The organism is Pseudoroseomonas sp. WGS1072 (assembly GCF_049340465.1).
In the GTDB taxonomy this organism is placed as follows: domain Bacteria; phylum Pseudomonadota; class Alphaproteobacteria; order Acetobacterales; family Acetobacteraceae; genus Pseudoroseomonas.
In genome coordinates, this window is record NZ_JBMPSU010000001.1 from 3,300,426 (window position 1) to 3,323,901 (window position 23,476).

A 23,476-nucleotide genomic window follows, 5' to 3' on the forward strand; every position below is an offset into this window, starting at 1 on the left:
ATGAAGATTTCCCGCGCGGCTCGCGCCGCGACGCGTATGGAGGCCCCCCGTGGCGCGCACACCGCTCGAGAAGATCCGCAACATCGGCATTACGGCGCATATCGACGCCGGCAAGACGACGACGACCGAGCGGATCCTTTACTACACCGGCAAGTCCCACAAGATCGGTGAGGTCCACGAGGGCAACACCACCACCGACTACATGGAGCAGGAGCGTGAGCGTGGCATCACGATCACCTCCGCTGCCGTGACGGCCGAGTGGAAGGGCCACCGGATCAACGTCATCGACACCCCGGGCCACATCGACTTCAACATCGAGGTCAACCGCTCGCTGCGCGTGCTCGATGGCGCCGTCTTCGTGATCGAGGGCGTGGCCGGCGTGCAGCCGCAGTCCGAGACCAACTGGCGCCTGGCCGACCGCTACAACGTGCCGCGCATCATCTACATCAATAAGCTGGACCGCACGGGCGCCGACTTCTACCGCGCCGCCGCGACCCTGACCGAGAAGCTCGGCATCAACTGGGTGGCCCTGCAGCTGCCGATCGGCATCGAGGATACCCTGAAGGGCGTCGTCGACCTGGTCGAGATGAAGGCCCTGATCTGGGAAGGCGACGAACTCGGCGCCAAGTACCACGAGGCCCCGATCCCGGACGACCTGAAGGAGAAGGCGGCCGAGTACCGCCAGCTCCTGCTCGACACCGCCCTGTCCGTCGATGACGCGGCGATGGAAGAGTATTTCGACAAGGGCGACGTCTCCGTCGAGACCCTGAAGAAGTGCATCAAGAAGGGCACGATCTCCGGCGCCTTCCGTCCGGTCGTCTGCGGCTCCTCCTTCAAGAACAAGGGTGTGCAGCCGCTGCTGGATGCCGTCTGCGACTACCTGCCGAGCCCGGTGGAAGTCGAGGGCATCATGGTCGCCCCCGAGGAAGGCCAGGACGAGAACACCCCGCGCCGTATCATCGAGGTGAGCGAGACCGCGCCGTTCTCCGCGCTCGCCTTTAAGATGATCAACGACAAGTATGGCAACCTGACCTTCATCCGCGTCTATGCCGGCGTGGTGCGCCAGGGCGATACCGTCCTGAACACCGCCAAGGGCAACAAGGAACGCATCGGCCGCATGTTCCAGATGCATGCCGACAAGCGTGAGGAAGTGAAGGAGGTGTTCGCCGGCGACATCGTCGCCATCGTGGGCCTGAAGGACACCCTGACGGGTGACACCCTGGCCGACCCGGCGGACCCCGTCGTGCTCGAGCGCATGGCCTTCCCGGTGCCGGTCATCGACATCTCCGTCGAGCCCAAGACCAAGGATGGCGTGGAGAAGATGACGCTGGGCCTGCAGAAGCTGGCCGGCGAGGATCCCTCCCTGCGTCTGAAGACCGACCAGGAGACCGGCCAGACCATCCTGTCCGGCATGGGCGAGCTCCACCTCGAGATCATCATCGACCGCCTGAAGCGCGAGTATGGCGTGGACGCCAACATCGGCGCGCCGCAGGTGGCCTATCGTGAGACGATCACGAAGGCGCACACCGAGACCTACACCCACAAGAAGCAGTCGGGTGGTTCGGGCCAGTTCGCCGAGGTGAAGATCACCTTCGAGCCCAAGGAGCGGAACGAGGGCATCGAGTTCGTCAATGCCGTCGTCGGCGGCTCGGTGCCGAAGGAATACATCCCGGCGGTCGAGAAGGGCATCAAGGTCCAGGCCGATACCGGCGTGCTGGCCGGCTTCCCGACGGTGGACTTCAAGTACACCCTGACGGACGGCAAGTACCACGACGTCGACTCCTCGGCCCTGGCCTTCGAGATCGCCGCCAAGGCCTGCTTCCGCGAGGGCATGAAGAAGGCCGGCCCGGTGATCCTGGAGCCGATCATGGACGTCGAGGTGACGACGCCGCAGGATCATGTCGGTGACGTGGTGGGCGACCTCAACCGTCGCCGTGGCGTGATCCAGAGCCAGGATATGGCCGGCACTTCGGTCATCGTCCGCGCTCATGTGCCGCTGAAGGAGATGTTCGGCTACATCTCCAACCTGCGGGGCATGACCAAGGGCCGCGCCTCCTTCTCGATGCAGTTCCACCACTACGATCCGGTGCCGCGCAACGTCGCCGATGAGATCATGAAGCAGAGCGCCTGACACCTGATCGGGGTTCCGATCCGTCAGCTTCTTTCGAACGCGGGCCAGACTGGCCCGCGTTTTTCGTTTCGGTGGGAAGCATCATGTTACCAATCGTCTCCAAGCTCCGTGAGGCTTGAAGGCGGGAATGGAATCTCCAACATGTCCGCCATGCAATCCGGTCAAGACCACCGCCCTGTCCTGGACATGACGCCCGACGGCGAATTCAAGGGGCCGGCACCTCGCCCCACGACATGGCTGGACAGGCTCCTGCTGAGGCTGGGTGGCGTGGCGGCGCTTGTCGCACTGGTGGCGCTTGGCGTGGTGGTGGCGGGGATCGCCGTGGCGTTCTTCGCGATTGCCCTGCCTGTGGCCCTAATCGCCGGGCTCGTGGCCTTCGGCACCCTGTGGTGGCGAGCGCGGCGGAACGGCGAGAGCCTGCGCTTCGAGGCCATGGCCCGGCGATACCGGAGCCGGTGAACGGCGGACCGCCGTCTCAGACCAGGGCGGCGAGCCGGCTGCGGTGCCGGTAGGTGAGGGCCTCGGCCATGTGGCGGCGTTCCACCACATCGCTTTCCTCCAGGTCCGCGATGGTGCGCGCGACCCGGAGGCATCGGACATAGCCGCGATTGGACAAGGCGAGCTGGGTGGTGGCACGGTCCGCAAGAGCCAGCGCCTCCTGCGACAGAGCCGGGACGAGTGTGTCCAGCGCCTCCTCGGCGTTGCCGACGCCGCGTTCACGCTGCCGCGTGCGGGCCTGAGCGACCCGCGCTGCCACCGTCGTGCTGCTCTCTCCCAGCGGCACCTGTGCGATCTCGCCCGGCGATATCGGCGCCATCCCGATCACCATGTCGATGCGATCGAGCAGGGGCCCTGAGAGCTTCTGCTGATAGGTCTCGCCGCAGCGGGGCGCGGAGCCGCATTCCCGGCTCGCCTCGCCCAGGTGACCGCATCGGCACGGATTCATCGCCGCGATCAGCTGGAACCGGGCCGGATAACTGACATGGGCCGCGGCCCGGCTGATGGTGCAGAAGCCGGTCTCCAAAGGCTGGCGCAGCGCCTCCAGGGCAGGGCGGCCGAACTCCGGAAGCTCGTCGAGGAACAGCACCCCATGATGCGCGAGGCTGATCTCGCCGGGACGCGCTTTTGGCCCCCCGCCGACCAGTGCGGCCTGGCTGGCGGAGTGGTGCGGACTCCGGAAGGGTGGCCTCGATGATATCCGTCCCCCCTCGAGAAGCCCGGCAACGCTGCGGATCAGGCTGACCTCCAGGGCCTGTGCGGGGGTCAGATCCGGCAGAAGGCCGGCGATGCGGGAGGCCAGCATGGACTTGCCGGCGCCTGGAGGCCCGGAGAGCAGCAGGTTGTGGTTGCCCGCGGCGGCGATCTCCGAGGCGCGCTTGGCAGCCTCCTGGCCGCGCACCTGGGACAGGCACGCCTGGCCTGCCGTCGGGGTCTCCAGGGCTGGCGGCTGTGGCGCGGAGAGCAATTGCTTTCCGTTGAGATGCGCGATGATCTGCGGGAGATCGCGGGCCGCCAGGATCTCGACGGAGCCGGCCCAGGCCGCTTCGCCACCCTGGGCGAAGGGGCATATCAGCCCCAGTTCCCGTTCCGCCGCGCCCAGAGCGGCCGGAAGGATGCCGGCCACGGGACCGATGGCCCCATCCAGGGCCAGTTCGCCCAGGGCGGCAAAGCCCTCCAGTTCCTCGGAAGGCACGATGTCCATCGCCGCGAGAAGAGCGAGGGCGATCGGCAGGTCGAAATGCGAACCTTCCTTCTGCAGGCTTGCCGGCGCGAGATTGACCAGGATGCGCTTGGGGGGGAGGCTCAGCCCCATGCCGTTCAGGGCGGCGCGCACCCGCTCGCGGCTCTCGGTGATCGCCTTGTCCGGCAGGCCGACCAGGATGAAAGCGGGCAGTCCGCCGGTGATCTGGACCTGCACCTCCACCGGCACAGTTTCGATACCGGAGAAGGCGAAGCTGGCCAGACGGACGATGCTCATGGCGGCAGATTACAGATCCACCCCCAGATCATCAACTTAATGGATTATCGCCCGTGCCAGCCATCGAGGAAGCTCAACAGGAGGCTTCCTATGAGATCGACGTTGTAGCCGCCCTCCTGGACAAGCACGGTGGGAAGGCCGAGGCCTGCCAACAGCGCCCCGGCGCGCGCGAAGCCGTCCCGCGTGACCTTGAGAAAGCTCAACGGCTCCTGCTCGGACGCATCGAAGCCGAGGGGGATGACGAGCGCGTCCGGCCGGAAGGCCTGGCTGCGTTCGATGGCATGAGAAAGCGCGGCGAGCCACGCCTCGTCGCCCGACCCGCGCGGGAGGGGGAGATTGTGGTTGTGCCCCAGCCCCCGGCCACCGCCCCGTTCCTCGTCATACCCGACATACCAGGGATAGTAGCCCGCGGGATCGCCGTGCAGGGACACCGTCAGGACATCCTCCCGCTCCCAGAAGATGCCCTGCGTTCCGTTGCCGTGATGGGCATCGATATCGATGATGGCGACCCTGGCTGCGCCGCCACGGCGCAGGCGTTCAGCTGCCAGGGCGCTGTTGTTGACGTAGCAGTGCCCGCCGGCCCGCGCGGCATAGGCATGGTGGCCGGGCGGCCGGCTCAGCGCATAGGCCAGGCCGCCCCCGGCGCTCACGGAGCCGGCGGCGGCAAGAGCGCAGGAGGCGGCGGAGAGGATCGACTCCCAGCTGCCGGGCCCGATCGGGCATGCCGTATCGGCGGTGTACCAGCCGGTCCGCGCCAGGATCGAGGAGGTCAGGCGGGCCCCCTGCGCCAGCATCTCAGGGGAGGGGTGCATGTTGGCCACCACCTCCGGCCCCTTTTCGGGAAGGGCCGCCCAGGCTTTCGCGGCCTCCGCCAGAAAGGCGACATAGCCGGCGTCGTGGATGTCGAGCAGCGCCGCGGGCTCGACCAGCGGCGGCGTCTCCACGGCGGTCCCGCTGCCTCGAAGCGCGGCAAGGAGCGCCTCCGCCCGCTGCGGTATCTCGAAGTTGCGGCGGACCGACCCTCTCTGGAGGAAGAAATGCGGCGAATGCCGCGTCTGATCGGGATGGGCAAAGGCGCGCATGAACTCAGGCTATGCCGGACGGACGCCCTTGTCGATGCGGCTTTCCCAGGGTTAGCGTCGCAGTCTGGGATGCATCAACGGGAGACAAAGATGGGCCTTTCACGTCGTGGCCTTCTGGCCGGCGCGGCCGCCGCGCCTTTGCTGATGCGCGTGGACGACGCCCTGGCCCAGGGCATCCAGCCCAAACGAGGCGGAACCCTGAACTCGATCGTCAACCCGGAGCCGCCCATTCTCCATGTTGGCGTCAACAATCAGGCGCCGACGCTGATCGTCGGCGGCAAGATCTTCCAGGGCCTGCTCCGCTACAGCAGCAAGCTGGAGCCCCTCCCTGAGCTCGCAAAGAGCTGGGAGATCAGCCCGGATGGGCTCGAATACACCTTCCACCTGCAGGAGAACGTCAAGTTCCATGATGGGCAGCCGATGACGGCGGAAGACGTCGTCTTCTCCATCATGAAGTTCCACATGGAAGTCTCGCCCCGTGCGCGCGGCGTGTTCTCGCGCATCAAGGAGGGCGTGGCGGTGGACAGGAACACCGCCAGGTTCGTACTGTCCGCGCCGTTCGAGCCCTTCCTCCTCATGTTCGATGTGACGGTCTCGGCAATTGTTCCCAAGCATCACTTCGAAGGACAGGACTATCGGCAGGCACCCGTCGTCCAGAAGCCGATCGGCACCGGCCCCTTCCGCTTCGTGGAATGGCAGCGTGGCAACTTCATCCGGTTGGAGCGCTTCGACGGCTACTGGAAGCCCAACCAGCCTTATCTCGACGCCATCATCTACCGGGTGATTCCGGACAGCCAATCGCGCCGCCTGGCCCTGGAGAGCGGGCAGGTTCAGCTCACACAGTCGAACGACATCGAGCCTTTCGACGTGCCGCAGATGCGCGCCCGGCCCAATCTCGAGGTGCAGACCACGGGCTGGGAGTATTTCGGTCCGCTCATGTGGCTGGAGCTCAACCACCGGGTGAAGCCTCTGGATGATGTGCGCGTGCGCAAGGCTCTGGCGCAGGCCGTGAACCGCGACTTCATCGCGCAGCGGCTCTGGTTCGGCATCGGCAAGCCGGCCACCGGTCCTGTGGCGAGTTCCACGCGCTTCCATGATGCCACGGCCAGGATGCCGTCCTTCGATGTCAACGCGGCGAAGAAGCTGCTGGACGAGGCGGGGCTGAAGCCGAACGGGCAGGGGGTCCGGTTCACGATCAGGCATCTGAGCCTGCCCTATGGCGAGGTCTTCACCCGGCTGGGCGAGTTCCTGCGTCAGTCGCTGCGGCAGGTCGGCGTCGACCTCCAGCTGGAAAGCGTGGATGTCGGAACCTGGGCGCAGCGGACCGCCAACTGGGAGTTCGATACCACCATCAACTATCTCTACCAGTACGGCGACCCGACCCTGGGCGTGGAGAGGAGCTACGTCTCCACCAACATCAAGAAGATCCTCTTCTCCAACGTCTCGGGCTACGCCAATCCGAAGGTGGACGAGCTCTTCACCCAGGCGCGCGACGCCGCCGAGCCTGCCAAACGCCAGGAGTACTTCACGGCCGTCCAGAAGATCCTGGTGGAGGACGTGCCGCTGGTCTGGCTGCTGGAGATGGCTTTTCCCACCATTCACGAGAAGCGGCTGCACAATGTGATCACCAGCGGCGCCGGCGTGCATGCCAGCTTCGACGATGTCTTCCTGGCCTGAGCATGGAAGTCTCCAAGCTACCGGCCTATCTGGCGGCGCGGCTGGTCAAGGCGGCGATCGTCGTCCTGGCCATCGTGATCTGCAACTTCTTCCTGATCCACGCCGCGCCCGGCGATCCCGCCAGCATCATCGCCGGCCAGTCCGGCGCGGCGGATGCCAAGTTCCTGGAGCAGCTGAGGGCCCAGTTCGGCCTGGATCAGCCGCTCTACGTCCAGCTCTGGCTCTATCTGAAGGGCGTGCTGACGCTCGATCTCGGCTTCAGCCACCGGCAGCAGATGCCCGTGTCCACGCTCCTTTGGGAGCGGCTTCCGGCCACCCTCCTGCTGACCGGCAGCGCCTTCGTCTTCGCCCTCGTGGTGGGCGTGAGCATGGGAGCGCTGGCGGCCAAGCGCGTCGGCACGTGGTGGGACAGCATCATCACCGTCCTCGCCCTCGTCTTCTACGCCACGCCGCTCTTCTGGGTGGGCCTGATGCTCGTCCTTCTGTTCAGCGTGGCGCTGGAATGGCTGCCCTCCTTCGGCATGGCCTCGGTGGGCGTCGAGCTGAGCGGATTCCAGGCGGCGCTGGATGTCGGCAGGCACCTCATCCTGCCGGGGCTGACGCTGGGGCTGTTCTATGTCGCCGTCTATGCGCGTCTGACACGGGCCACCATGCTGGAGGTCGCCGACCAGGATTTCGTGAGGACGGCCCGGGCCAAGGGCGTGCCTGAAGGCCGCATCCAGCGGCGGCACGTGCTCCGCAATGCCCTCCTTCCCATCATCACCTTCGCCGGCATCCAGGCCGGTCAGGTCATCGGTGGTTCCATCCTGGTCGAGACGGTCTTCGCCTGGCCCGGCATCGGCCGGCTGGCCTTCGATGCGCTGCTGGCCCGCGACTACCAGGTCCTGATGGGCGTCTTCTTCTGCACCAGCGTCATGGTCGTGATCTTCAACCTGCTGACCGATCTTCTCTACGCCGTCGTCGATCCGCGCGTGGAGATGGCCGGATGAGAATTTTCTGGCGCAACTTCTCCCGCAACCGCGGCGCGGTGTTCGGGATGGTCATCCTGGTCGGGGTGGCCATGCTCGCCCTCCTGGCGCCGGTCATCTTTCCCGGCAGCCCGTGGGACATGGTGGGCGCGCCCTTCATGCCGCCGGGTGAGATGGGGCTTCTGCTCGGTTCCGACAGCCTGGGACGCGACGTCGCCGCCGGGATCGCGCATGGCGCACGGGTCTCCCTGCTCGTCGGGGCGGTCTCCACCGCAGCCGCGCTGCTCATCGGCGTCACGCTCGGCGCTGTCGCCGGCTACTTCGGCGGCATCGTCGACGATCTCGTCATGCGTTTCACCGAGTTCTTCCAGACCATCCCGAGCTTCGTCCTGGCCATCCTGCTGGTGGCCATCTTCACGCCGACCATCGGCTCCATCGTCTTCGCCATCGCCATCGTCTCCTGGCCCCCGGTCGCGCGTGTCGTCCGGGCGGAGTTCCTGTCCCTGCGTTCGCGCGAGTTCGTCCAGGCCTCCGAGGTGCTCGGGAAGTCGCGCTTCTCGATCGTGATCGGGGACATCCTACCGAACACCCTCTCCCCGATCGTCGTCCTGTCGTCCCTCATGGTGGCTTCCGCCATCCTGCTCGAAAGCGCCTTGTCCTTCCTCGGGCTCGGCGATCCCAATCTGATGTCCTGGGGCTTTCTCATCGGATCCGGCCGCAGCGTCATCCGCCTGGCCTGGTGGATGAGCGTCTTTCCCGGCATTGCCATCTTCCTCACCGTTCTCTCCCTGAATCTCGTGGGCGAGGGGTTGTCCGACGCCCTGAATCCCAGGTTGGCGCGCAATCGCGGGGCAAAGCCATGACGCATCTCCTGGAGGTCAGAGACCTGACGATCGGGCTGCCGCAAGGCGCCGACAGACCGCACGCCGTGGACGGGATTTCGCTGCATCTCGATGCCGGCGAGATCCTCTGCATCGTCGGGGAAAGCGGATCGGGGAAGTCGATCACCGCGAACACCATCATGGGCCTGCTGCCGCGTGAGTTGCCGGTCCTCGGCGGCGACATCCTCTTCGAGGGCGAGCGGCTTCTCGGCCTTTCGGCGGAAGCGCTGCGCTCCCGTCGGGGCCGGCGGATGGCCATGGTGTTCCAGGAACCCATGACCGCCCTCAACCCACTGATGCGCGTGGGCGACCAGATCGCCGAGGCGCTGGCCGTGCATGGCCGAGGTGGCGAGGCCCGGCAGAAGGTGCCCGAGCTGCTGGCAGCGGTGAACCTGCCGGATCCCGCCTCGATCGCTCGGATGCATCCCTTCCGCCTGTCCGGCGGACAGCGCCAGCGCGTGATGATCGCCATGGCGCTGGCCCTGGAGCCAGCGCTGCTGATCGCCGACGAGCCGACGACCGCGCTCGACGTCACCACGCAGATGCAGATCCTGAAGCTCATCCGCGAGATCCAGGAGCGGCGCGGGATGGGCGTGATGTTCATCACGCACGATTTCGGCGTGGTCGCCGAGATCGCCGATCGCGTCGCGGTGATGCAGTACGGAAGGATCGTCGAGCAGGGCCCCGCGAGGGATGTGCTGAACGCCCCGCAACACCCCTATACCAGGGCGCTGATCGCCGCCGTTCCGCATGGCAGATCAACCCAGGGCCAGGCCATCCGCCCGGCTCCGGTGCTGGAGATGAAAGGGGTCACCAAGACCTATCGTCGGGGCGGCTGGTTCGGCGCCAAGGTGGCCGTGAAGGCCATCCACGACGCCGACTTCGTCCTGAACAAGGGCGAGACCTTGGGCCTGGTCGGGGAAAGCGGTTCGGGCAAGTCGACCCTCGCACGCTGCGTGGTCCGGCTGGTCGAGCCGGAAGCGGGCGAGATCCTGTTCCACGGCGAGGATCTGCGCCCCCTGTCGCGCCAGGGATGGCGGCCCTATCGCAAGCGGATCCAGATGGTCTTCCAGGATCCTTATGCCTCGCTCAATCCGCGGCGGAAGGTGGGCGATGCGATCACCGAGGGGCCTGTCGCGCACGGCGCGGACCCGAAGGAGGCGAGGCGCCGGGCGGTCGAGCTCCTCGAGCTGGTCAAGCTCGATCCCTCGGCGATCGAGCGCTATCCGCATGAGTTCAGCGGCGGTCAGCGCCAGCGCATCGGGCTGGCTCGCGCCCTCGCCATGGATCCCGAACTGCTCATTGCCGACGAGCCCGTCTCCGCGCTCGACGTCTCGGTCCAGGCGCAGGTGCTGAACCTCCTCGCGGAGATCCGCCAGCGTCTCGGCCTTACGCTTCTCTTCATCACGCATGATCTTCGCGTGGCCGCGCAGATCTGCGACCGCATCGCGGTCATGCAGCGCGGCGCCATCGTCGAGCAGGGCCCGACGGCCAGCGTCTTCGGCGCGCCGCGTCACGGCTACACCCGCGCCCTGCTGGACAGCATTCCCGGCCGCAGCTGGACGCCACCGGTCTCCTCCGAACTCGCCTGAAGGATACGTCATGTCGACCCTCGATCCCGGCGCCCGCCGCGCCATTCTCGACGCCGTCAAGACCCTGGAGGGGGACGCCATCGCCGCGCTGGAACGCCTCGTCCGCTGCCCCTCGACCCTGGGCAACGAGGCCTCCGCCCTGGAGGAGATGGCCCGGAACTACGCCACCCTCGGCCTGGAGCCGGTCCGCGTGCCGACGGTGCCGGCGGAGCTGGCGGCGCATCCCGGCTTCTCGCCCCCGCTGATCTCCTATGAGGGGCGCGACAATGTCGTGGCGGTCCACAGGCCGCGGGAGCGCAAGGGACGCAGCCTGGTCCTTCAGGGCCATGTCGACGTCGTTCCGGAAGGCGCACCTGATCTCTGGACCACGCCGCCCTATGAGCCCACCATCCGGGGCGGCCGCATGTATGGCCGCGGCGCCGGAGACATGAAGGCCGGCGACATCTCCAACGTGATGGCCTTCCGCGCGCTGCAGCTCGCGGGGCTTCGACCGGCCGCCGAGGTCCAGTTCCATTCCGTCATCGAGGAGGAATGCACGGGCAACGGCGCCCTGGCCTGCATGCAGGCGCTGCCGAAGTGCGATGCCGTCATCATCCCCGAGCCGGGGCCCGGCATCGAGGGCATCTATACCGCCGAGGTCGGCGTGATCTGGGCCTGGGTCGTCGTCACGGGCCGCCCGACGCATGTCCGCGAGATGCAGGCGGGCGTGAACGCCATCGAGGCGGCCTATGTCGTCGCCCAGCACTTCAAGGACTACGAGGCCGAGGCCAACCGGGCCGAGAACGTCCATTCCTCCTTCTTCGGCGTCAATCACCCGGTCAACGTGAACTTCGGAACCGTGCAGGGCGGCGAGTGGAACAGCTCCGTGCCGACGCGGGCGCGGATCGGCCTCCGGGTCGGCATCATGGTGGGCAACACGGCCGCCCGCGTGAAGGCCGAGATCGAGCGGATCGTGGCGGAGGCCGCGAGCGACGAGAGGCTCAGAGGGGCGCGGCTCACGCTGGAGTTCGGCGGCTTCATGGCCGATCCCTGCATCTTCGATCAGCAGGCCCCCATCGTGCAGATGGCGCGCCGCAACTTCATCGACGTGGCGGGCCGCGAACTGCGCGACTATCCGGCCTCGGGCCTGACCGACGGGCGTTTCTTCACGCTCTACCAGGGCACGCCCGTGGCCTGCTTCGGCCCGGACGCGGATGCCATCCATGGCATCGACGAAAGTGTCGGGCTGGAGAGCTTCCATGCCATCACGCGCACCATCGCGCTGACCATGGCCGAATGGTGCGGGGTGGAGAAGGCATGAGCGCGGGCAACCTGCCGGTCTCCGGCTCTCGCTTGTGGGACAGTCTCATGCAGATGGCACGCATCGGCGCGACGCCCAAGGGCGGCTGCAACCGCCAGACCCTGACCGATCTGGACGGCGAGGGGCGGGCGCTGCTGCGGCGCTGGGCCGGGGAGATCGGCTGCAGCGTCACGCTCGACCGGGTGGGGAACATGGTGGTGCGGCGGGAAGGGCGCGAGCCGTCCCTGCCGGCCGTGGCCATGGGAAGCCATCTCGACACGCAGCCTACGGGCGGCCGGTTCGACGGTGTGCTGGGCGTGCTGGCCGGGCTCGAGGTGCTACGGGCCCTGCACGAGGCGGGGATCGAAACCCAGGCGCCGGTCGTCCTGATCAACTGGACGAATGAGGAAGGGGCGCGCTTCTCGCCACCGATGATGGGCAGCGGTGTCGCGATGGGATTGTTCTCCGAGGAGGAGGTGCTGGCCAAGAGCGACCCGTCCGGCGCCATCTTCGGTGAGGAACTGCGGCGGATCGGCTGGCGGGGGGAGGAGGATCCCCGGTCCCTGCAACGCCTCGGCGCCTATTTCGAATTGCACATCGAGCAGGGTCCGCTGCTCGAGGCGGAAGGCATTCCCGTCGGTGTGGTCGACAAGGCGCTGGGGCAGATCTGGCTTGATGTCACCGTGGAGGGCGAGGAGGCGCATGCCGGCTCGGCCATGGGACCGCGCCGGGACGCCATGATGGCCGCGGCGCAACTCATTCAGGCTGTCGAGGAGATCGCGCTGGAGGCCGGCGGAGATGGCCGCGCCACTGTCGGCCGCCTGCTGGTCTCGCCGGACAGCCGGAATGTCGTGCCGTCGCGCATCTGGTTCAGCGTGGATCTGCGGCATGGCGATCCCGCTGCGCTGTCGGCCATGAGCGAGGCGGTGCGGAGGCGCGCGGAGGAGATCTCGGCCGCCCGCCAGGTCTCCGCGCGGGTCGATCTCTTCTGGGAATCCCCGCTGATACCGTTCGACCCGGCGTTGGTGGACAGACTGCGCCAGGCCGCGGCCGGCCGTGGCCTGCCCTTCAGGACCATGCCCACAGGAATCGGGCACGATGCCGTCTATGTGGCGCGGCGGGTTCCGACCGCCATGATCTTCGTCCCCTGCGAGGGCGGCGTGAGTCACAACGAGGCTGAGGCCATCTCGCCCGAATGGGCCGAAGCCGGGCTCGTGGTTCTGGCGGATGCGGTGCTGGCCACCGCCCGGCCGGTGCGGGAGGAGTGAGGAGCATGCGCATCGCCATCGGTGGCTTCCTGCATGAAAGCCATTCCTTCGCGCCGAGATCGACCGCCTGGGCAGACTTTCAGCAGCCGGGCGGCTTCCCCCCGTTCCAGCGTGGCGCGGGCCTGCTGGATGCGCTGCGCCCGACCTCCGTGCCCGCCGCCGGCGCGATCGCCCGGGCGGAGGGCGAGGGGGCCGAGATCGTGCCGCTGGCCTGGGCCTTCGCCAATCCGGCCGGGCCCGTGACGGAGGAGGCTTTCGAGCGGATCAGCGCCTGCATCGTCGCCGATCTGGCTTCGGCCATGGAGGCCGCGCCGCTGGACGGGGTGTATCTCGACCTGCACGGCGCCATGGTCGCGGAAGGCTATCCCGATGCCGAGGGCGAGTTGCTGCGCCGGGTTCGCGCCGTTGTCGGGCCGGACATCCCGGTCGCGGCCAGCCTCGACCCGCACTGCAATCTGACGGCCCGGATGGTCGAGATGGCCGATGTCCTGGTGCCGTTCCGCACCTACCCCCATGTCGACATGAAGGCGGCGGGGGAACGTGCGCTCGCGCTGCTGTTGCGGCGCATCGGGCATGGCGCTCCCTTTGCCCGGGCCTACCGGCAGCTCGACTACTGGATGCCGCTCACCACGCAATGCACGCTGGTCGAGCCGATGCGGGGCGTCATGGAGCGCCGGACCGCCTTGTCGCAGCGTGAGGGTGTTGTCGAACTCGCCTTCTGCTTCGGCTTTCCCTATGCGGATTTCCGCGATTGCGGCGTGGCGCTGGCCTGCTACGCGACGGATCAGAATGCCGCCGATGCCGCCGCCGAGGCCCTGCTGGCCTGCCTGGCGGAGCGGGAGGCGGAGTTTGCCGGCGCTGCCGTTCCTGCCGCGGAGGGTGTCGCCGAGGCCCGTGCCCTGGTCGTGTCGGCCAGCCGGCCTGTGGTCCTGGCCGACACCCAGGACAATCCGGGAGGCGGCGGACATGGCGACACCACGGGCCTGCTGGCGGAACTGGTGCACCAGGATGCGGATGCGGTTCTCGGCCTGATCAACGATGCCGAAAGCGCCGCGCTCTGCCATGCGGCGGGTGAGGGCGCGGAACTCGCGCTCAGGCTGGGCGGAAAGTCGGATGGCGCCCCCTTCGAGGCACAGGCCCGGGTGCTGCGTCTGTCGGATGGTCGTTTCACCTGCACGGGTCCGATGAGCGCCGGAAATCCCGCGAATCTGGGCCCCTCCGCGCTGATCGCCATCGGGCGGGTGCGGGTGGTGGTGGTCAGCCGCAAGATGCAGGCCCATGACCAGGCCCTGTTCCGTCACCTCGGCGTGGAGCCGGCGCGCGAGAAGATCTTGGCGTTGAAGAGCAGCGTGCACTTCCGCGCGGACTTCCAGCCCATCGCGGAGAAGGTCATCGTCGTCGCGGCGCCGGGCCCGGTTGTCGCGGATCCATCCTCCCTGCCGTTCCAGCACGTCCGCCCCGGCGTCCGGCGCAGGCCACTGGGTCCGGCCCAGTGACGGGGTGACGGGAACCAAGCCGGGCCGGCTTCTCAGCCGGCCTGGTTCATGAAGGCGCGGACGGCTTCCTGACCGGGCATGGGGGCCACCGCGCCGTAACCGGTGGTCGCCAGGGCCGCGGCGGCATTGGCATAGCCCGCGGCTTCCTCCGCCGTGTCCCCGAGAAGGCGTCGCGCCAGGAAGTTGCCGGCGAAGGTGTCGCCGGCTCCCGTTGCGTCCACCGCTTCCACCTGACGGCCGGGCAGGATGACGCGGCGCTCCGACGTCGCGACCATGACGCCGCGCCGGCCGAGCTTCAGCACTACCAGGGGCGCGAGCTTCAGATAGAAGTCGGCGATGGCGTCCGGCTCCGTCAGCCCGGTCAGCGCGACGGCGTCCTCCTCGCTCGGCAGGGCGATGTCGGCCATGCCGAGCGCGGCGTGCATGATGGCGCGCGCCCTTGGCAGAGGCCACAGCGCCCGGCGGAGGTTGGTGTCGTAGGATATGATGACGCCGGCATCGCGGGCGATCTCGATGGCCCGGAAGCAGGCGTCGCAGGCGCTGGTCGAGATCGCCTGGCTGATGCCGGAAAGGTGCAGGATCCGCGCCCGTCGGATGGCATCCTCCGGCACGCTCTCCGGGGTCATGCGGCTGGCGGCGCTGTCACGGCGGTAGAAGGTGAACTGATGGCCGGCCTCGCCGTGAGTCACGAAGTAGATCCCGGTGGGGGCGTCCCCGCGCCGCTCCACCGTGCCGGTGTCCACGCCTTCGGACGCCCAGAGCGCCATGAAACTGTCGCCCGGCGTATCCTGCCCGATGGCCGTGATGTAGCCGGCGCTGGCCCCGGCCCGCGCCGCCGCGATGGCGGCGTTGGAGGTATCGCCGCCGTGCCCTTCCAGGTAGAGCGGCCGGCCCTGCGCGTCCTTCCGGCTCTGATTGAACTCCAGCATGGGTTCCCCCATGCAGAGAAGATCGGCGCCGCTCATGCCTGCTTGATCCCCAGGGCCTCGCGCGCCGCGGCCTCGACGGCGGCACGGTTTCCGGCGGCGATGGCTGCCTCATCGACCAGCTTGCCGCCGATGCCCACGAAGGCCGCTCCGGCCGCGATGTAGTCACCGGCATTGCGGGCATCCACACCGCCGGTGGGGCAGAAGGCCACACCGGGGAACACGGCCCGGAGCGAGCGGATATGGCCCGGCCCGCCGGCCGAGGAGGCAGGAAAGATCTTGACCACATCCGCGCCGGCCTTCAGGGCGGCGCGGACCTCGGTCGGTGTCATGGCGCCCATCATGAGGCAGGCGCCCGCCGCGCGCGCCGGTGCCGCCAGCGCGGGGTCGACCCAGGGCGAGACCAGGAAACGCGCGCCGGCCGCCAGGCAGGCCTCCGCCGAGGCGGCATCAGGCACCGTGCCGGCGCCGACCAGCAGGCCCGGATCGGCGGCCAGGTCACGGATGACGGAGAGCGCATCGGGAATGGTCAGTGTGATCTCGAAGATGGTGACCCCCGCATCCTTCAGCCAGGATGCCGCCAGCGCGGCATGGGCCGCGGTGCTGGTCCGCACCACGGGCACGATGCGGGCCTTGCGGAAGGTCTCGATCAGAGGATGCGGTGCCACGGGCTCATATCCTGCTTGCCGGCCGACACCGGGCGCCGTGGGGTTACCGCGCCGGCAGCTGCCTTTCCATCAGGCTAACGGCCCGGGACGCGGAGGTGAAGCGCCGCCTGGCGGAAGGCACGACCGCCGGAACGGCGGCACCTAGCCTGCCTGGGCCGCCAGATCCTGCGCCGAGCGCTCCAGATGCCGCGCCGCGATCCGGGCATCCTCCACGCGACCCATGACCTCGGTGAGGCCATCCTGGTAGGACGAGACGCTCCTGTGGAGGGAGAGGGTGGACTCGCGCAGCCGGCCGACCTCGGAGCGGAACGCCGAGACGGCCGCCTTTTGCTCCGCCAGAGCGCCTTCCAGCCGGCGCAATGCCAGCCGCAACCGGCTGGAATCCGTTCGAGGGAAGTCGAGGAGGCCGCTTTCCGCCATGGGGTTGCCTGCTTAATCAACTGTTGACGACAAGGCAGGCTTAGACGTCTCGCGGGATGATACGAAGTAAAGCCTGTGGGAAAATCGTTAACCGTCCCGCGACGCGGGTTGTTTCCATTCCCGCCCCGATCTGCTCTAACGCCCGGCCCTTCACGGCACAGGGCGCCCGCCATGACCGACATCATCGGCATCGACTTCGGCACGACCAATAGCGTCATCGCCCTGCACCGGCCGGATGGATCGGTCGAGAGCCTCCGCTTCGCGATGGGATCCCGAGAGGCCGAGACCTTCCGCTCGCTGATCTGCTTCTGGATGGAGGAGAGCGGCGCCAGCCGTGGCCGGCTCGAGCATGCCGCCGGGCCGGCGGCCATCGAGGCCTATCTGGATGACCCCCTCGGCTGCCGCCTCATCATGTCCATGAAGAGCTATCTGGCCAGCCGCAACTTCACCGAGACCAGGGTCTTCGGGCAGGCCCTGACGCTGGAGGCGCTGATTTCGCTCTTCCTGCGCGCGTTACTCGCCAGCCTTCCCGCCGGCCGCGATCTGCTCCGGGCGAGGGTGATCGCCGGGCGTCCGGTCCACTTCGTGGGCGAGACGGCGGATGACGCCCTGGCGGAGCGGCGCCTTCGGTCCGCGTTTCAGGCGGCGGGATGGAGCCAGGTGGACCTGGCCCTGGAGCCGGAAGCGGCGGGCTATCGCTTCGCCGCGGGGCTGGATGAGCCTGCCAATGTCCTGATCGGCGATTTTGGTGGCGGCACCAGCGACTTCTCCATCCTCCGCTTCGAGCCGGGGGAGCGGCGGCGGGTGACCGCGCTCGGCCATGCGGGGCTTGGAATCGCCGGCGATGCGCTGGACTATCGCATCATCGACAATGTCGTGTCGCCCCGCCTGGGCAAGGGCGATCATTACCGCATCCTGGGCACCGCCCTGCCGGTGCCACCCAGTTTCTTCAGCAGCTTCGCGCACTGGCACCGGCTCTCGCTGATGCGGGCTCCCAAGACCATGCGGGAGATTGCCGAGGTGGCCCGCAACGCCGATCATCCGGAGCGGCTGATGCATCTGCTGCGGCTGGTGGAGGAAGAGGCCGGCTATGCCCTCTACCGTGCGGTATCGGAGGTGAAGGCCAGCCTCTCGACGCAGGACAGCGCCGTGCTGCGCTTCCGGCACGAGGACTTCGAACTGGACGAAACCGTCCGGCAGGCGGACTTCGAAGCGTGGATCGCGCCCGAGCTGCGGCGGATCGGCGCGACGGTCAGCGAGGCGCTGGAGCGGGCCGGGCTGCGGGAGGACGCCATCGACCGTGTCTTTCTGACCGGCGGCTCCTCGCTCGTCCCCGCCATTCGCCGCATTTTCGAAGCGCGGTTCGGCGCCGACCGAATCGCCCATGGCGGGGAGTTCGTCTCCGTGGCCGAGGGACTGGCGCTGATCGGTGCCGAGAACGGAGCGATCTAGCGGCGCGTAGCCGGATCATCGCGCCAAGGCGCTTGCGCTAGGCAGACCGTCGGGCGCCCTGCCGCCGCCAGGCCGCCGAGGATCGCAAGCGCCACCAATGCCTCCTCCGGCCGCCAGCCGGATGGAGCGACGATCAGCCCCAGCGGCAGCAACAGCCCCACCACCCAGGCCCAGCCCTGAAGGAGGACAGCGGAGGCCTCGCCCAGCAGTTGCCTCCGCTGCTCCGGCGTGAAAGCGGGATCCGACACATCAGACAGCGCATCGCCATGACGCCGCCAGAGTGTCGCCAGACGCCGTGCCTCACGCCGCAGGGTCGTCCGGCATGGCTGCGGCCGGTGGCAATCCTGCGTCAGAAGCAGGGCCCGCCAGCCCTGCCGGAACAGCAGCGGGCGTAGCGCCGCTTCATCATCGGACGCGGCCGCGCCAGCGGCCATGTCGAGCGCGTCGCGCCGGACCAGGGAGAGGCCTTCGAGCCAGGGAAGGGCGCCGGCGGCCTCCAGTTCCTGGAGCCGCGGAAGATCCGGATGACGCCTCTCGATGGTGTGCAGCACTCCGCAATCAGGCTCCGCCAGCCTAGCCACGGCCTGTGGCCACCATTCGGCCCCGCCGGCGGCTCCGGGTCGGATGAACCCGATCCATTCGGCGTCGGGATGGGTCTCCGCGCGGGCGAAGGCGCGGCTCTGTGCCGCATCGACCGGCCCCAGATGGAAGAACCGGCAATGCCTTAACCGCGCGCAGTGCTCCGCCACGGGCTCCCAGGCCGCCGGGCTGCCACTGGAATCGACCACCAGCACCTCGCAGGACGAGGGGGGAAGGGTGGCCAGCCAGTTCAGCGTGGAACGGACCTCCGGGCCGGAAGCATCCCGGATCAGCAGGTGAAAGGAGATACGGGGAAGCCTCGCGCCCCTGGGGATGGGGGAGGGCGCCGGCACGGATGAAACGGGCCGATCCGGCGCGAGACGGGCCCGCAGCAAGGTGGCCAGCGGCACCACCATCGGGGCGTACAGCAACAGGAGCAGCGATCCCAGCGCACCCGCTCCCGCCTGCAGCACCGCGAATCCCAGGACGGCGGCCAGTCCCTGGAGCAACACGAGCAGGGCAAGGCCACGGCGGCCCGCCGGCAGCGGCGCGACCCAGCGCGGAAGCAGGATCGCCATCGTGGCGACCGCGGCCGCCGCCCAGCCCGCCGACACCCCCGACCAGGCCAGCGCCTGGAGCAGCGTCGCACCGCGCAGCATCCAGGCACCCCGGCCGCGGCGGGTGCTCCGGTCGGCGGGTACGGCGGCGGTGAGAGACCCCGAAGGGACCATCGGCAGGACAAGGCTGATCTTCATGGCGGAACCGGTCCAGGCGCATGCTTCTCAGCTCTTATCCCCTCCGGTTGCGGCGAAGGCGGGTTCAGTTGATGGCCGGAATAGGGCCGGCGCCGCGTGACCCGCCTGTCCCCAGCAGGTAAACCCCTGTGCCGAGACGAAGGATGGCCTGCCATGGAAGCCGCGCTAGAAATACTCGTGATTCTGCTGCTGGTGCTGCTGAACGGCATCTTCGCCATGAGCGAGCTGGCGATCGTTTCCGCCCGTCGGGTCCGGCTGCTCGGCATGCAGCGGGGAGGAAAGGCGGGGGCGACCGCGGCCCTCGCGCTGGCCGAGGACCCCCAGCGCTTCCTGCCGACGGTGCAGGTGGGCATCACCCTGGTGGGTGTCCTGGCCGGCGCCTTCGCGGGTCAGGGCCTGGCCCAGCGCTTCGCCGGCGTCCTCGCCCTGGTCCCGGGGCTGGAGGCCTATGCCGCGCAGATCGCCCTGGGCGTCGTGGTGCTCGGCATCACCTACCTGTCCCTGATTCTCGGCGAACTGGTTCCCAAGCAACTGGCCCTGCGCAATCCGGAGGCCGTCGCGACACTGGTCGCCCCGCCCATGCTGCTGCTGTCACGCATCGCCGCGCCGATGGTCTGGCTGCTGTCCCGATCCTCCGCGCTGGTGCTGGGCCTGCTGGGCGCCTCCCGGCCGGTGTCCTCGACGATCACCGAGGAGGAGGTCAAGGCCGCCGTGGCCGAGGGCGCGGAGGCGGGAGCGCTCGAGACCGAGGAACGCCACATGATCGAGCGCGTTCTCCGTCTCGCCGACAAGCCGGTGCGCGCCCTGATGACGCCCAGGACGGAAGTGGACTGGATCGACCGCACGGCGACGGCGGAGGAGATGGCTACCCGCCTGCGCTCCAGCTCGGTGACGCGGTTGGTGGTGGCCGACGGCCGGATCGACAATGTCGTCGGCGTGGTGGCGGCCAAGGACCTGCTGGACCAGCTGCTCTCCGGCCAGCCGCTTTCGACCGCCGAGGCGCTGCGCCATCCCATGATCCTGCCGGACAATCTTTCCGCCCTGGACGCCCTGGCCCGCCTGCGGAGCGACCGTCTCGGCATCGCCCTGGTGATGGACGAGTATGGCAGCTTCGAAGGCGTGGTGACGGCTTCCGATCTCCTGGAGGCCATCGTCGGCGAACTGGGCGTCGAGGCCGTGCCGACGACCGGCGGCGCCGTCGAGCGGCATGATGGCAGCCTGCTGCTGGACGGAATGATGCCCAGCGACGAGCTGCGCGCACGCCTCGACCTGCCGGAGCTGCCGTCCGAAGGCAGCTATCACACCGTGGCGGGGCTGATGCTCTCCCTGCTGCAGAGAGTCCCGCGCGAAGGGGACCGCATCGTCTGGTCCGGCTGGCGGTTCGAAATCATCGATATGGACGGGCGCCGGATCGACAAGGTCCTGGCGCAGCGGGAGCAGGCGACCGGCACCTAGAGCAGATCCCGATCCGGTGGGATCACCGGATCGGATGGAAATGCTCTAGAAAGGAGCCCGGCGGCGCTGCGCGCGCCGGGCTCCCCGTTCACGGGAGTGCTTAGAGCCCCGCCTGCGAGACGAACTTGGTGATCAGATAGGCCTCGATCGCCTCCGAGCCGCCCTCGGAGCCATAGCCGCTATCCTTGATGCCGCCGAAGGGCACCTCGGGAAGCGCCAGGCCAAGGTGGTTGATGGTCATCATGCCGCTCTCCACCTCGGCGGCGATGGCGTTCGCCGTCTTCGCAGAGCGGGTGAAGGCATAGGCCGCCAGACCGTAGGGGAGGCGATTGGCTTCCTCCACCACCTCGTCGAAGTCCTTGAACGGGACCATCAGCGCCAGCGGCCCGAACGGCTCCTCGTTCATCGCCCGCATCTCGCGCGTCAGGCCGGTGACCACGGTGGGTTCGTAGAAATAGCCCTTGTTGCCAATCCGGTTGCCGCCGGTGCGGACCTCGGCGCCCTTCTGACGGGCATCGGCCACCAGGGCGTCGATCGAGGGAATGCGCCGGTCATTGGCCAGCGGGCCCATGGTCACGCCGTCCTCAAGGCCGTTGCCGACCTTCACCGCCTTGGCGTGGGCGACGAACTTGTCGACGAACTGATCGAAGACCTTCTCCTGCACCAGGAAGCGCGTCGGGGAGACACAGACCTGGCCGGCATTGCGGAACTTGCTGCCGGCGAGCGTCTTGCTGGCGAGATCGACATCGGCGTCGTCGAAGACGATGGCCGGCGCGTGGCCGCCCAGCTCCATCGTCGCGCGCTTCATGTGCTTCCCCGCCATCTCGGCCAGGTGCTTGCCCACCGGCGTGGAGCCGGTGAAGGTCACCTTGCGGATGGTCGGATGGGGGATGAGGTAGGAGGAGATCTCGGCGGGCACGCCATAGACCAGTCCGACCACGCCCTTCGGCAGGCCCGCATCCAGGAAGCAGCGGATCAGCTCGGCGGGCGAGGCTGGGGTCTCTTCCGGCGCCTTGATGATGATCGAGCATCCGGTGGCCAGCGCCGCGGACAGCTTGCGCACCACCTGATTGATCGGGAAGTTCCAGGGCGTGAAGGCCGCGACCGGACCCACCGGCTCCTTGATGACCAACTGGTACACGCCCTGCGCCCGTGCCGGAATGACGCGGCCATAGGCGCGGCGCGCCTCCTCGGCGAACCAGTCGATGGTGTCCGCGCCGGCCAGGACCTCCATCCGGGCTTCCGGCAGCGGCTTGCCCTGCTCCATGGTCATCAGCCGGGCGATGTCATCGGCGCGGCTGCGAAGCAGATCGGCGGCCTTGCGCATCAGCTTGGAGCGATCGAAGGCGGAGACGCGTCGCCAGGTGGCAAAGCCGCGCTCGGCCGCGGCCAGCGCCTCGTCCAGATCGGTCTCCGTCGCATGCGGCACCGTGCCGATCTGCTCCTCGGTCGCGGGGTTCAGCACCGGAATGGTGCGGCCGCCCGTTGCCGGGCGCCACTGGCCGTCGATGTGAAGCAGGACGTCATGATTCATCGAAGCGTCTCCTCGGAGTCTAACCTGGCCCGAATGTGGCGCCATGCCGTGACCTGTGCCACCCCGGCGCCGCAGCTTTTTGCCCGGCACAACGAAGAAGGGCCCCTCCAGGGAGGGGCCCGTTCCATCATGCGGCCTCGAGTACCGCAACGCCTGGCAGGGTCTTGCCCTCCAGCCACTCGAGGAACGCGCCCCCGGCCGAGGAGACGTAGGTCATCCTCTCGGCCACGCCGGCGTGGCGCAGCGCTGACACCGTGTCCCCGCCGCCGCCGATGGTCTTGAGCCCGGCGGAGGTCGTCAGCGCGGCCGCCGCCTGCGCCACCTGCACGGTCGCCGTATCGAAGGGCGGGATCTCGAAGGCGCCGAAGGGGCCGTTCCAGACCAGGGTCGAGGCGCGCTTCAGCCGTGCCTCGACGGAAGCGACCGTGTCCGGCCCGACATCCAGCGCCATCATCCCCGCCGGCACCGCGTCGACCGATACGGTACGATGCGGCGCGTTGGCGGCGAAGGCCTCCGCCACCACCAGGTCGACAGGGAGCAGCACCTCGCATCCGGCCGCCTTGGCCTCGTCGAGGATGCGGAGCGCCGTCTCGTGCATCTCCGCCTCCTGCAGGGACTTGCCCATGGGCTTGCCCTGCGCGGCCAGGAAGGTGTTCGCCATGGCGCCACCGATCACCAGCACATCCACCTTCCTCGACAGGTTGCCGAGCAGGTCGAGCTTGGTGGAAACCTTGGCGCCGCCGACGATCGCCATCACCGGCCGCGCCGGAGTGCCGAGCGCCGCATCCAGCGCCTCCAGCTCCGCCTGCATCAGGCGGCCGGCGTAGGAGGGCAGCCTGTGCGCGACGCCCTCGGTGCTGGCATGAGCGCGATGCGCGGCGGAGAAGGCGTCGTTGACGAAGACATCCGCCAGCTTCGCCAGGGCCTCGGCCATGGCCGGGTCGTTCTTCTCCTCCCCGGCATGGAAGCGCGTGTTCTCGAGGACGAGAACCTCGCCATCGCCGAGCGCCGCGACGGCCTTCTCGGCGTCGGCGCCGATGCAGTCGTCGGCGAAGGCGACCGGCTTGCCGAGGGCCTCGGACAGCGCCTCGGCCATCGGCTTCAGCGACATCTCCGGCACCCGCTTTCCCTTCGGGCGGTCGAAGTGGCTGCAGACGATGACCCGGGCACCCTTCTCCGCCAGCTCGCGGATGGTGGGCACCAGGCGCTCGATGCGCGTGCGGTCGGTGATCTTGCCGTCGCGCACCGGCAGGTTCAGGTCGGCACGCAGCAGGACCCGCTTCCCGGCGGCATCCAGCTGGTCGAGGGTGCGGAAGCGGGCCATGCCGTGCCGAT

General features: G+C 68.5%; 19 protein-coding genes. 11 read left to right on the forward strand and 8 right to left on the reverse strand.

The genetic code is table 11. The annotated features are described in order from the left end of the window. Positions 1–49: 49 nt before the first annotated feature. A complete protein-coding gene (fusA, locus tag ACF3NH_RS15485; RefSeq protein ID WP_198367784.1) occupies positions 50–2,131 on the forward strand; it encodes an elongation factor G in 2,082 nt (693 codons plus the stop codon). Positions 2,132–2,272: 141 nt separating this feature from the next. Continuing rightward, positions 2,273–2,590 (forward strand): hypothetical protein, encoded by a 318-nt coding sequence (locus ACF3NH_RS15490; protein WP_232477384.1) that lies wholly within the window; start codon positions 2,273–2,275, stop codon positions 2,588–2,590. A 16-nt stretch (positions 2,591–2,606) separates the two neighbouring features. Here the strand turns inward: ACF3NH_RS15490 and ACF3NH_RS15495 are convergent, their stop codons facing one another. Together ACF3NH_RS15495 and ACF3NH_RS15500 are read right to left on the reverse strand one after the other, a co-directional pair. After that, positions 2,607–4,109, reverse strand: coding sequence for a YifB family Mg chelatase-like AAA ATPase (locus tag ACF3NH_RS15495; RefSeq protein WP_422923969.1), 1,503 nt, complete (start codon positions 4,107–4,109; stop codon positions 2,607–2,609). A 44-nt stretch (positions 4,110–4,153) separates the two neighbouring features. Next, complete coding sequence (locus tag ACF3NH_RS15500; protein ID WP_422923971.1) at positions 4,154–5,053, reverse strand: arginase family protein; 900 nt, start codon at positions 5,051–5,053, stop codon at positions 4,154–4,156. On the opposite strand from ACF3NH_RS15500, the gene ACF3NH_RS15505 reads away from it, so the two are divergent. The 7 genes from ACF3NH_RS15505 to ACF3NH_RS15535 are packed head-to-tail and all read left to right on the forward strand — an operon-like array spanning position 5,006 to position 14,352. Beyond that, positions 5,006–6,868: an ABC transporter substrate-binding protein gene (locus ACF3NH_RS15505; RefSeq protein WP_422923973.1), complete on the forward strand. Its 1,863-nt coding sequence runs from the start codon at positions 5,006–5,008 to the stop codon at positions 6,866–6,868. The genes ACF3NH_RS15500 and ACF3NH_RS15505 overlap by 48 nt on opposite strands. A 2-nt stretch (positions 6,869–6,870) precedes the next feature. Then, a complete protein-coding gene (locus ACF3NH_RS15510) occupies positions 6,871–7,857 on the forward strand; it encodes an ABC transporter permease (protein ID WP_422923975.1) in 987 nt (328 codons plus the stop codon). After that, positions 7,854–8,699, forward strand: a complete 846-nt coding sequence (locus ACF3NH_RS15515; protein ID WP_198367788.1) for an ABC transporter permease — start codon at positions 7,854–7,856, stop codon at positions 8,697–8,699. Before ACF3NH_RS15510 ends, ACF3NH_RS15515 begins: the two co-directional genes overlap by 4 nt. Then, positions 8,696–10,309 carry an ABC transporter ATP-binding protein gene (locus ACF3NH_RS15520; protein WP_198367789.1) on the forward strand — a complete coding sequence of 538 codons (1,614 nt, stop codon included), beginning with the start codon at positions 8,696–8,698 and terminating at the stop codon, positions 10,307–10,309. The genes ACF3NH_RS15515 and ACF3NH_RS15520 overlap by 4 nt, the downstream gene beginning before the upstream one ends. Positions 10,310–10,319: 10 nt before the next feature. Further along, positions 10,320–11,609 (forward strand): ArgE/DapE family deacylase, encoded by a 1,290-nt coding sequence (locus tag ACF3NH_RS15525; RefSeq protein WP_422923978.1) that lies wholly within the window; start codon positions 10,320–10,322, stop codon positions 11,607–11,609. Then, the gene (locus ACF3NH_RS15530) at positions 11,606–12,856 is read left to right on the forward strand and encodes a Zn-dependent hydrolase (protein WP_198367791.1); all 1,251 of its coding nucleotides are present in this window, start codon (positions 11,606–11,608) and stop codon (positions 12,854–12,856) included. Before ACF3NH_RS15525 ends, ACF3NH_RS15530 begins: the two co-directional genes overlap by 4 nt. A 5-nt stretch (positions 12,857–12,861) precedes the next feature. After that, on the forward strand, positions 12,862–14,352 hold the full coding sequence (locus ACF3NH_RS15535; RefSeq protein ID WP_422923980.1) for a M81 family metallopeptidase: 1,491 nt from the start codon (positions 12,862–12,864) through the stop codon (positions 14,350–14,352). 32 nt (positions 14,353–14,384) lie between these two features. Here ACF3NH_RS15535 and ACF3NH_RS15540 read toward each other — a convergent pair whose 3' ends face one another. From ACF3NH_RS15540 to ACF3NH_RS15550, 3 genes are all read right to left on the reverse strand, one after another. After that, entirely contained in the window at positions 14,385–15,317 is a 933-nt protein-coding gene (locus ACF3NH_RS15540; protein WP_198367793.1) for a sugar kinase, read from the reverse strand. Then, positions 15,314–15,946, reverse strand: a complete 633-nt coding sequence (locus tag ACF3NH_RS15545; RefSeq protein ID WP_422923982.1) for a bifunctional 4-hydroxy-2-oxoglutarate aldolase/2-dehydro-3-deoxy-phosphogluconate aldolase — start codon at positions 15,944–15,946, stop codon at positions 15,314–15,316. Before ACF3NH_RS15545 ends, ACF3NH_RS15540 begins: the two co-directional genes overlap by 4 nt. Before the next feature lie 141 nt (positions 15,947–16,087). Next, positions 16,088–16,366 carry a hypothetical protein gene (locus ACF3NH_RS15550; protein ID WP_422923984.1) on the reverse strand — a complete coding sequence of 93 codons (279 nt, stop codon included), beginning with the start codon at positions 16,364–16,366 and terminating at the stop codon, positions 16,088–16,090. A gap of 171 nt (positions 16,367–16,537) precedes the next feature. On the opposite strand from ACF3NH_RS15550, the gene ACF3NH_RS15555 reads away from it, so the two are divergent. Then, entirely contained in the window at positions 16,538–17,818 is a 1,281-nt protein-coding gene (locus ACF3NH_RS15555; RefSeq protein WP_422923986.1) for an Hsp70 family protein, read from the forward strand. Here ACF3NH_RS15555 and ACF3NH_RS15560 read toward each other — a convergent pair. Continuing rightward, complete coding sequence (locus ACF3NH_RS15560) at positions 17,815–19,152, reverse strand: glycosyltransferase family protein (protein ID WP_422923988.1); 1,338 nt, start codon at positions 19,150–19,152, stop codon at positions 17,815–17,817. The genes ACF3NH_RS15555 and ACF3NH_RS15560 overlap by 4 nt on opposite strands. A gap of 153 nt (positions 19,153–19,305) precedes the next feature. On the opposite strand from ACF3NH_RS15560, the gene ACF3NH_RS15565 reads away from it, so the two are divergent. Next, a complete protein-coding gene (locus ACF3NH_RS15565; RefSeq protein ID WP_422923990.1) occupies positions 19,306–20,607 on the forward strand; it encodes a hemolysin family protein in 1,302 nt (433 codons plus the stop codon). Positions 20,608–20,707: 100 nt separating this feature from the next. Here the strand turns inward: ACF3NH_RS15565 and ACF3NH_RS15570 are convergent, their stop codons facing one another. Further along, the gene (locus ACF3NH_RS15570; protein ID WP_422923992.1) at positions 20,708–22,141 is read right to left on the reverse strand and encodes an NAD-dependent succinate-semialdehyde dehydrogenase; all 1,434 of its coding nucleotides are present in this window, start codon (positions 22,139–22,141) and stop codon (positions 20,708–20,710) included. Between the two features lie 127 nt (positions 22,142–22,268). Then, positions 22,269–23,465 carry a phosphoglycerate kinase gene (locus ACF3NH_RS15575; protein ID WP_422923994.1) on the reverse strand — a complete coding sequence of 399 codons (1,197 nt, stop codon included), beginning with the start codon at positions 23,463–23,465 and terminating at the stop codon, positions 22,269–22,271. Positions 23,466–23,476: the final 11 nt, after the last annotated feature.